The 10,092-nt window shown below is 44.0% G+C and carries 9 protein-coding genes and 1 pseudogene; 4 read left to right on the forward strand and 6 right to left on the reverse strand.

What is annotated here, in order from left to right; translation table 11 throughout:
• Positions 1-24: 24 nt before the first annotated feature.
• From mdh to IQ236_RS20485, 6 genes are all read right to left on the reverse strand, one after another.
• The gene (mdh, locus tag IQ236_RS20460) at positions 25-1,002 is read right to left on the reverse strand and encodes a malate dehydrogenase (protein WP_193870994.1); all 978 of its coding nucleotides are present in this window, start codon (positions 1,000-1,002) and stop codon (positions 25-27) included.
• A gap of 120 nt (positions 1,003-1,122) precedes the next feature.
• Positions 1,123-1,338, reverse strand: a complete 216-nt coding sequence (gene ndhO, locus IQ236_RS20465; protein WP_190521570.1) for an NAD(P)H-quinone oxidoreductase subunit O — start codon at positions 1,336-1,338, stop codon at positions 1,123-1,125.
• Between the two features lie 65 nt (positions 1,339-1,403).
• Positions 1,404-2,321: a DNA-formamidopyrimidine glycosylase gene (locus tag IQ236_RS20470; RefSeq protein ID WP_193870995.1), complete on the reverse strand. Its 918-nt coding sequence runs from the start codon at positions 2,319-2,321 to the stop codon at positions 1,404-1,406.
• 3 nt (positions 2,322-2,324) lie between these two features.
• Positions 2,325-2,642 carry a photosystem I reaction center subunit IV gene (locus IQ236_RS20475; RefSeq protein WP_193870996.1) on the reverse strand — a complete coding sequence of 106 codons (318 nt, stop codon included), beginning with the start codon at positions 2,640-2,642 and terminating at the stop codon, positions 2,325-2,327.
• A 241-nt stretch (positions 2,643-2,883) separates the two neighbouring features.
• On the reverse strand, positions 2,884-3,612 hold the full coding sequence (locus IQ236_RS20480) for an MORN repeat-containing protein (RefSeq protein WP_193871003.1): 729 nt from the start codon (positions 3,610-3,612) through the stop codon (positions 2,884-2,886).
• A gap of 75 nt (positions 3,613-3,687) precedes the next feature.
• Entirely contained in the window at positions 3,688-4,905 is a 1,218-nt protein-coding gene (locus tag IQ236_RS20485) for a hypothetical protein (RefSeq protein ID WP_193870997.1), read from the reverse strand.
• A 433-nt stretch (positions 4,906-5,338) separates the two neighbouring features.
• Here IQ236_RS20485 and IQ236_RS28090 point away from each other — a divergent pair, with 433 nt between their 5' ends.
• The 4 genes and pseudogenes from IQ236_RS28090 to IQ236_RS20505 all read left to right on the forward strand — a co-directional run.
• A complete protein-coding gene (locus IQ236_RS28090) occupies positions 5,339-5,602 on the forward strand; it encodes a DUF4915 domain-containing protein (protein ID WP_265578698.1) in 264 nt (87 codons plus the stop codon).
• A 59-nt stretch (positions 5,603-5,661) separates the two neighbouring features.
• Positions 5,662-6,297 (forward strand): annotated as a pseudogene (locus tag IQ236_RS28395) (TIGR03032 family protein); the annotation flags it as partial.
• 474 nt (positions 6,298-6,771) lie between these two features.
• A complete protein-coding gene (locus IQ236_RS28400; protein ID WP_407676163.1) occupies positions 6,772-8,907 on the forward strand; it encodes an O-linked N-acetylglucosamine transferase, SPINDLY family protein in 2,136 nt (711 codons plus the stop codon).
• Positions 8,908-8,952: 45 nt separating this feature from the next.
• Positions 8,953-10,092: FG-GAP repeat domain-containing protein (locus IQ236_RS20505; RefSeq protein ID WP_193870998.1), on the forward strand; the 1,140-nt coding region annotated here is incomplete at its 3' end.

The following is a 10,092-nucleotide window of genomic DNA, read 5'->3' on the forward strand; positions in this document are numbered from 1 at the left end:
CAGTTATCAGGAAATGGGCAACTGTTAGCGGTCAACGTTCAATATTTCCAATGCTTGATTAATTCCTTCTCGAACAGATTCGGCACATTTCATTAACGCTTGATGTTCGGATTCTGTTAAATCGAGTTCTAAAACTCGTTCAACTCCTCGACATCCTAACCAAGCTGGAACCCCTAGGAAAATATCATTTAAACCGTATTGTCCTTGTAAATAACAACAAGTGGGTAATAGTCTTGATTGTTGACGTAAAATTGATTCAACCATAATTCTCACCGAAGATGCGGGTGCAAAATAAGCTCCTCCCGTTTTTAATAATTCAACAATTTCTCCCCCTCCTTGACGGGTACGTTCAACAATTTTATCAATTGTTTTTTGCTCAATTAACTCTGTAATCGGAATCCCATTAACCGTTGTGTAACGGGGTAAAGGAACCATTAAATCGCCATGACTTCCTAATACTGTTGCATCAATATTTGACACAGACATTCCTAACTCTATTCCTAAAAAAGCTTCAAAGCGGGCAGAATCTAAAACCCCTGCCATTCCCATAACGCGATGAGGTTCAACCTGGGTCACTTTCCACGCAATATACGTCATAATATCAAGAGGATTTGTGACAATAATTAACACCGCATCGGGGGAATATTGAATAGACTTTTTCGCAGCCTCCGCTACAATTTTGGCATTAATATTAATTAAATCATCTCGACTCATCCCAGGAATGCGAGGTTTTCCAGCCGTAATCACCACAATATCTGAACCCGCCGTATCTTCATAATTATTCGTACCTGTCACGTGTCGGTCATGACGTTCAACGGCTCCCGCTTGCATTAAATCTAATGCAATTCCTTGGGGAACTCCTTCTAAAACATCTAATAAAACAACATTAGCAATATTTTGTTCGACAATCCGTTGGGCAAGGGTACTGCCTACTTTCCCAGCACCAATAATTGAAACCCGTGTGGAATGACAAGAGGCAGGAAAAAACGGAGTAGATAGCATAATCAGATTCTCACAATTTGAAATACTAGAATGTCAACTACCCGCCACTGAGCGGAGTACCACTACAGTGGGGGCTTGTATCTGAAGTCCACCGCAATTCTGAGAACCGCTATAAGTTAACTATTGGGCGGCTTCCAATTGGTCAAGTCTTAACCAAATATTGGGGGTAGGAACTTGCCCAAATTTAACTAAAGCATAGTCTCCTCGCAGTTCCATGATTTCCCCTTTGGTTTCAAAAAGATAAGGAGAAAACCGAGTATCACTGGCTTTTGCCTCTAAGCTGTTTTCTAACTTTTCCCGAACGGCATGAACAAAGTCACCTTTTTTAATCGCCATAGCTCGTTAACTTCAACTCTAATAGAATCTTTTTTCAAATTTTAAGCGTTTATTGGCTTGATTTTCTACCTGATTTCCCTATTCCCCATTCGTAATTCGTAATTCGTAATTCCCCATTCCCTATTCCCTTCCCCTTGACATTGAGGACAGAAATGAGCAGACCGTCCCGCCAGCTTTAAGCGTTCAATGGGGGTTTCACAGATGCGACAAGGCTCTCCAGTCCGATTGTAAACCCAAGCAGCACCCCCATAGTTGCCATTTATCCCTTGAACATTAAGAAAGTTGCGAATGGTTGTCCCCCCGGCTTGAATACTTTTCTCTAAGACTTGAATAATATGGCTTCGTAACGCTTCGAGTTGTAGGCGAGTTAAGGAGGTGCAAGGAGTTGTGGGGCTAATACCACTTAAAAATAACGCTTCATCTGCATAAATATTTCCCACTCCCGCCACTAATTTTTGATCTAAAAGAGCCGATTTTATAGGCCGTTGACGCTTTTTAAATTGGTCTTGTAAATAGTCAACGGAAAATTCTGCTGCGAAAGGTTCGGGGCCTAAATTATTTAATCCGGTAATAATATTAGAAATTTTTTGATCAGGAGGAACCCACCACATTTGACCAAAGGTGCGCTGATCCACAAATCTTAACTCTCGATTTTTAGCAAAAAATAAGCGAATACGAGTGTGTTTTTGTAAGGGATCTTCTTGATCAACCCATAACAATTGTCCGGTCATCCGTAGATGAACCCCTAACCAGCCTCCAGGGTTTTTTTCTAAGTCTAATTTAACTAATTCTGCTAATAAATATTTGCCTCGGCGATGCCATTGAGCGATCGCAATTCCGGTTAAATTCTGCAAAAATTCATCCACAGAAAAAGGGTAGGCGAGGGTGCGATTTAACAACACCTCACCCCCCATAACGGCTTGGTTCAAGGTCACTTGATTGAGACCTTGGCGAACGGTTTCAACTTCCGGTAGTTCCGGCACCGACTAATTTCCTTCGGTTCCTTGGTTCGGATCACCGACACGAGTTGCACTACCACCAGGGACTTTGCGATCTTTTGCTTCTACTGGGGTTTGAGAGCCAGTTTTCACTTTTTGGCCAGAACCTTTGCTCGGGCCTGCAACTTCCACCACTTCCGATAAAGCAAAGTTGTTGGTATTGACGCTTGCATAGTTCACTTTGTCAAAGCGAACGATAACCGGGTATTTGATACCACTGGAGTCTACAGAAGCCACTGTACCCACTTCTTGATACCAGTAAGACTCTTTGCGTAAGATACGAACTTTAGAACCACGTTGAACCATTGGTTTATCTTCCCCTTTTTAATGAAAAGAACGGATAAAGACGTTTAATGTTCAGGGTACTACTGGATCGGTTGTCTGGGTTCATTTCAGTCTTTAAGTTTTATTGCTAACTGAATTTAACAATCACCGAGGCATATATTACATAGCAATAAAAATGTCAAGTTTTTTTAGGGTTGAGTTACAAAACTTAACATTTATCTAGGTTGAAGTTAGAATCCCTGTCCCTTGAGCGCAGGGAGTGTCAAACCTTTTTGCCATCCCGAAAAGACCCTGGAAAACGCTTGCCTTTGGCATCAATAATCGTCCCTTGACCATGAGGAACTCCCCCTCGAAATTCTCCTTCGTAGCGAGTGCCATTGGCAAAGGTGCAGTTTCCTTTGCCATCGAGTTCTTGATTAAAAAACTGTCCTTGACAGCGAGTCCCATTAATTCGGGTAAACACCCCTTGACCAAAGGGCGATCCGGCGAAGAATTCCCCTTCATAGCGATCGCCATTGGCATAAATAAATTGGCCTCGACCATTAGGTTGACTACTGACGGTACCACTGCCAATTTCTCGCACCAGTTTAAACGAGCCAATATAGCGATCGCCATTGGCAAAAACTACCGTTCCCTGACTGATATTGCCATCTTTAAATACCCCAATCACACGAGCATCATCAGCAAAAATAAACACCCCTTGTCCATTGGGTAAACCATTGCGGAATTGACCTTCATAGCGATCGCGGTTGGCATAAACATAAATCCCACGTCCTTCCGGTTTACCGTTGACAAAATCTCCCTGATAGTTATCTCCTCCCTCATAATTACACTTGACTCGTCCGGTCGGTAATTGTCCTTCACAAACGGGAGGACGCTTACCTTCAGTTTGCTGTGCCATTGCAGCCAGTGGATTAGCAATCTCAATTGCCATCGCTAAAGTCGATAAAATTAGTGTTAAAGAACCCAGTTTTCGCATCGAACACAACATGGTTACTCCTACCATGAAAAAATTCTACAAATGATTGAAGATCACACCCCGGAATTAAAGTCCTGTTTAGCTGGACTAACTCATGGGACGGGAGGATCGCAGACTAATATTATTAATTTTTTGATCCGCCGGTGGATTGGTAGCCCCTACAGCTTTAGCGATCTCAACACCATTTTGCTCAAAAATAACAATGGGTTCGCCTCCGGTATCAAACTTAACTCGTTTGACGAGAACTTGACCATTAGACACACGCTGTCCAACGGTTACATAACGACTGGTAGGTTCTGCGGGAGCTTTGAGAATCACTTTCGTTTGATTTCCCACTTGTAATACCCCGGTGACTTCCATCGCCTGTGCTAAGTCTGTAGATGGAGGCGGAGGCACAAAGGGTTGAACAGCAACAGGTTTTGGGGGTGGAGGTGGAGGTGGATTCGGATCACGCCAAGACGGGGGGGCCGCTGTATTGGGAAGGGCTGGTAAATCAGGAACTTGGGCAATGGGTAAAGTTGGTAACGTGGGAACGGTTCTCCGAGGTGCAACGGTTCGAGGGGTTGGTGTTGTTCCCCTGGCGTTAGGAGATAAGGATTGAGAGGGATTACGAGCCGCTCCATTGCCCGATGTTGTTCTCTGAGTGGGTGTTGTTCCCCTGGCGTTAGGAGATAAGGATTGAGAGGGATTACGAGCCGCTCCATTGCCCGATGTTGTTCTCTGAGTTGGCGGGTTAGACCCTCTATTGGGAGCCATTTGAGATGGGCTAAATCCGGTATTGGGAGAGGTACGGGTTTGTGGCGCCGGAATGCTCACACTGGCAGTCCTCCAGCGAAGCGGAGGTTCAGCAACGGGTAATTTAGGTAAATCTGGCACAGTACGAGTGCTTTGTTCGGGTGCTTCTGGTGTTTCTCCAGGATCGAGAGTTTGGGTTACGATTACAGGAGGCAAAACTCCAAAGGGATCATCTACCGCAGCATTAGGAGCCGTTGTTGTGGCGGGTGCTACGGGGGTTCCTGTTTGACGTTTACCCAGAAGATTTAACCGTTCTTCAGGATTAGTCGATTGAATTAAACCCGCACCCGCAGCGACGTTGGATTGTTCTTTGACTAAGGGATCTTTAAACGGAGCAATTTGGCCCGGAGTGGGTGTTGCATTGGGTTGGGGTGAAGCAGCCGCTTCAGGGGAAGCCGCAGGAGAAGTTGTTGGACTGGGTGTAGAGGCTGTTTCTTCAGGTGGTGAACCGCATCCTCCCAGCCCAACTGTGAAAATACCGATGGAGATCAGAAACCAAAGTTGACGCATTGCCAGTCCCCAAAACACAGTTGATATTAATTTAAGGATACCCAATCTTAATCTGGATCAACTTCATTAGAAAAAAAATCGGCGATTGCCTACGACGTCAGCAAATCCAATCGCTTCCTAGTCACGCATCTAGTTTTTTAACCCGATCTAAGCTATAGAAAGGATTCAGGTACCTAACTATACAATTTAAAGGGGCGGCAGGTTAGGAACATTTTAAACTCCGTATCCGCTTCAAGCAAGGCCACTTGTATTACAGGAGTTTCAGGATTTCCCAATGGCCTATTTAGGGACTTAATAATTGCCCAAACATAATTATCTGCACATTTTGTGATTCCAGGTTCCCGGTTTTTTTCTCAACTCGGTCATTGATTTTACATAAGCACTTAACATCTGAGCTAATTCAACTTTTTGGACTTGGCTCAAGTAATAACCCATGAACAATCCTAAAACCCTAACTGTTCCTTACTCGCGGCACTTTCTGGAATGGCTGCACCAACAGCAAGTTAGCCTCGCCCTGACTACCTACCAAACAAACCGCCTTGGTTTGATTGGAGTCCAACCCAACGGCCAAATTTTCACCCCGGTTTGGGAATTTGAGCGACCCATGGGACTGTATACAACATCAGAACGCTTTTACCTTGCTACCCGCTATCAAATTTGGCAGTTTGAAAATATCCTAGAAAATGAGGGCTTTTAAAAAAGAAATATGATCGCACTTATGTTCCTCGCTTTGCCTACACTACCAGAGATTTAGACGTACATGATCTTGTAGTTGATCCTCAAGGTAACATCATCTTTGCCAATACCGAATATAGCTGTTTAGCGACGCTTCATCCCCAACACAGCTTTGCTCCTGTATGGCAACCGAATTTTATCAGTAAACTCGCCCCGGAAGATCGCTGTCACCTTAACGGGTTAGCCGCCGTTAACGGCATTCCCCGCTATGTAACTGCTGTGAGTAGTTCCGATGTAGCCTCCGGTTGGCGACATCGAAGGGGTGATGGCGGAGTGGTGATTGATATTCAAACCAACGATATCATCGCTAGGGGTTTATCGATGCCCCACTCTCCCCGATGGTATCAAGGGAAATTGTGGTTACTCAACTCAGGAACAGGAGATTTTGGTTATATCGAAAACGGGGAATTTGTTGCAGTTACCTTTTGTCCCGGTTATGGACGGGGGTTAGCCTTTGTCGGTGATTTTGCGGTTGTGGGTTTATCTAAACCCAGAGATTATCATTTTTCCGGTTTATTACTGGGAGAAAAGCTGCAACAAAAACAAGCCGAAGCCCGTTGTGGCATCCTAATTATTGACATAAAAACCGGAAATATTGTCGAGTGGCTAGATATGGATACCGAAGCCACAGAACTTTATGATGTGGCTATTTTTCCCCAAGTTCAATGTCCGATGTCCTTGGGTTTTAAAACTGGGAATATTGCTAAATTAGTGACTATTGGTAGCCCCACAAAAACCCAGAAAAAAGTCATCTCTTTTAGTCTTTGGGGCAATGATCCTATCTACAATATCGGTGCGATTAAAAATGCGGAATTAGCGCTTAAAATTTATCCGGGTTGGATTTGTCGGTTTTATGTTGATGAAACGGTTCCTAAAGAAACGTTAGAACGTTTAGGGACTTGGAATCATGTAGAAATCATCCCAATGCAGACCCCCTCTCAAAATTGTACCGGATCATTTTGGCGGTTTCTAGCCGTGAATGATCCTGATGTCGAAATTACGATTATTCGGGATACGGACTCGCGGTTGAATCAACGAGAAAAAGCCGCCGTTGATGAATGGTTAGCCAGTCCTTTTCCCTTTCATATTATGCGAGATCATCCCTTGCATCGCAGCAAAATTATGGGGGGAATGTGGGGATTTAAAGGTAATTTTGAGATCAAAACTGCTATCAATAATTATGTTAAAACTCACGCTCAATCTTTGGCTAAAGGCATTGATCAACACTTTTTGAACGATGTAATTTATCCTTTAGCTCAATATCAAAGTTTGGTTCATGACGAATTTTATGGTGGTAAACCTTTTCCACTTCCTCGTCAAAATACTGAATATGTCGGGAAGATTTTTCGAGAAGATGAGACGACAATTTCAGAATTAGATGACATCCTAGAACAACACTTAAGGACGTTAGAAAGCCCAAAATTAAAAGTAGCAAAAGCTGAATTTGAACAGGGGCAAGATTTGAAAAAACAAGGAAAAATTGAAGAAGCGATCGCTTGTTTTCAAAAGGCTATAGCAGCCGACCCAACCTATATTCCACCTCTCAATAATTTAGGAACCTTATTGCAACAACAAAATCGTTTAGCTGAAGCCATAACCTGTTATCAAAACGCTCTAAAAATTAACCCAAATTCAGCGTTAACCTTAACCAATCTGGGGTCAATTTACCTAATTCAAGAGGAGTTAAATCAAGCCGAAGACTTATTAAAACGCGCCTTGGAATTAAAACCTGAACTTGTCCCAGCTTTATATAATTTAGGTTTATTGTATAAACAACAAGCAAAATTAGACGAAGCAATTCAGCTATTTCAAACCGCAGCTAAACATCAACGGGACTACGCAGATGCCTATTTTCAATTAGGGCAAATTTGGGAATTTCAGAGCCAATTTACCCTCGCTAAACTTGCATATCAACGAGTCCAAAGCCTCAACCCTAATGCTGAATATTTATATCCCCATATCGGGTTTGTGAAACTCAATCTCTGCGAGTGGGAAAACTATGATAATTTTGTGCAGGAGATCATTGATTCCACAACCCAATATATAGAGGAAGACAATCAAGGTTTTACCCTAGCTCCCTTTCAGTTAAACGCCCTTTCTATTCCCCCAGAATTATCCCTAGCCGTTGCCCAGAAACACGCCCTAGGAATTGAGAAATCAATAGCGGAGAAAAAACCTCAATTCATCTATTCCCAAAAAACCGATAAACTGCGGGTGGGATATGTTTCCCCAGATTTCTACAATCACGCCGTCGGACGCTTAATTTATCAAATTTTTGAAACTCACAACCGAGACGAGTTTGAAATCTTTGGCTACAACCTATTAAATATCAACGATGAAGTCACAGAAATGATTAAAAATGGCTGTGAGCAATTTCGAGATATTTCCCAACTTTCTGCTGTCGATGCTGCGGTGCAAATTAACGCTGATGGCATTGATATTTTAATCGATTTAGCTGGGTATACGGGTTACAGTAAACCGCAAATATTTGCCTACAAACCTGCACCAATACAGGCAAGTTTTCTGGGATATCCTAATACAATGGGTGCGAATTTCATCCCTTACTTGATAACGGATGAATGGGTTTTACCACCGAATTTAGCATCAGATTACAGCGAGTCAATCATCTATTTACCCCATCAGTTTATCTGTTCACCGATGGAGATTTCAAACAAACAATTTAGTCGGGCTGAATTCGGGTTGCCAGAAGATGGTTTTGTCTTTGTTTGCTACAACCGACACTTTAAAATTACACCGGATTTATTTGCCGTTTGGATGCGAATTTTACAGCAAGTTGAAGGCAGTGTTTTGTGGTTATCTTTGGCAGTAGAAGAGACAATGCAAAACCTCCGTCGCCGTGCTGAGGAAATGGGAGTAGCACCCGAAAGGCTAATTTTTGCCAAAAAACAGCCCCACCCCGAATATTTAGCCCGCTTGCAACTGGCAGATTTAGCCTTAGATACGTGGATATATAGCGGCGGTTCCACCACTGTAGCAGCGTTGTGGGCGGGTGTACCCGTACTGACAAAACCCGGTTTAACCAACGCCTCCCGCATGGGGGCCAGTATTTGTGCCAGTGGTGGACTTCCAGAAATGATTGCTAACAGTGCGGAGGAGTACGAACAAAAAGCTATTGACTGGGCCACCCATCCCCAGAAGTTGCAGCAGTGGCGTCAACGGTTAAAAGCACGAGATACCCCGTTATTTAACGTATCCGGGTTTGTCAGCCACTTAGAATCGGCATTTCGACAGATGGGAAACCGTTAACCCTTCTTCCCTCAACCGACTACCAGATTAAAGGAGATTCAGAAAATGACTTCCAGCTTTAATTTTACCGAAAACACCAACGTCTCCCTCATCGCTTTTATCTATGGTGGTGTCGCCACCGCCGACTTCGACAAAGATGACAACACCGATATCCTGCTCACAGGTTTGAGTATTGAAGGTTACGCCGTCAGCCCCATCTATATTAACAACGGCAGTGGCGATTTTAGCTTCAACACCAACGCTTCCTTTTTCCCCCCCAGTGTTAATCGGGGTTCTGTCGTCACCGCCGACTTCGACTCAGATGGTGACACCGACATTCTGCTCACGGGCTACGATAGCTCTCCTAACTTCATTAGCCAAATCTATAGCAACAACGGCAGTGGGGATTTTAGCGAAAACACCGACGTTTCCCTCCCCAGTATTGTCTTTAGTTCCGTAGCCACAGCCGACTTCGACAAAGATGGGGACGTCGATATCCTGCTCACGGGTCTCGGTGCTTCTGCCATCATCAGCCAAATCTATACCAACAACGGTAGTGAGGGTTTTAGCCAAAACACCAACGTTTCTCTCCCCGGTGTTTTCACAAGTTCCGTAGCCACAGCCGACTTCGACAATGATGGGGACACCGACATCCTGCTCACGGGCTTTGATGGTTCTACAGCCATCAGCCAAATCTATACCAACAACGGTAGTGGGGGTTTTAGCCAAAACACCAACGTCTCCCTCCCCATGTTTTTGACGGGTTCCGTCACCACAGTCGACTTCGACAAAGATGGGGACACCGACATCCTGATCACGGGCATTGGGGATAATGGCCCCATGAGCCAAATCTATACGAACAACGGTAGTGGGGGTTTTAGCCAAAACACCAACGTTTCTCTCCCCGGCGTTTACTTTAGTTCCGTAGCCACCGCCGACTTCGATAAAGATGGGGACATCGATATCCTGCTCACGGGTAATGATTCTTCTATTGATCTTGTCAATCCCTATGCCATGAGCACCATCAGCAAAATCTATACCAACAACGGCAGTGGTGGTTTTAGCGAAAACACCAACGTTTCTCTCACCGGTGTTTTTAAGAGTTCCGTAGCCACCGCCGACTTCGACAAAGACGGCTACACTGACATCCTGCTCATGGGCTACGATATTTCTAAGAATATAATTGTCCAAGTCTATACTAATGCC

This window comes from Planktothrix mougeotii LEGE 06226, assembly GCF_015207485.1.
Lineage (GTDB): Bacteria > Cyanobacteriota > Cyanobacteriia > Cyanobacteriales > Microcoleaceae > Planktothrix.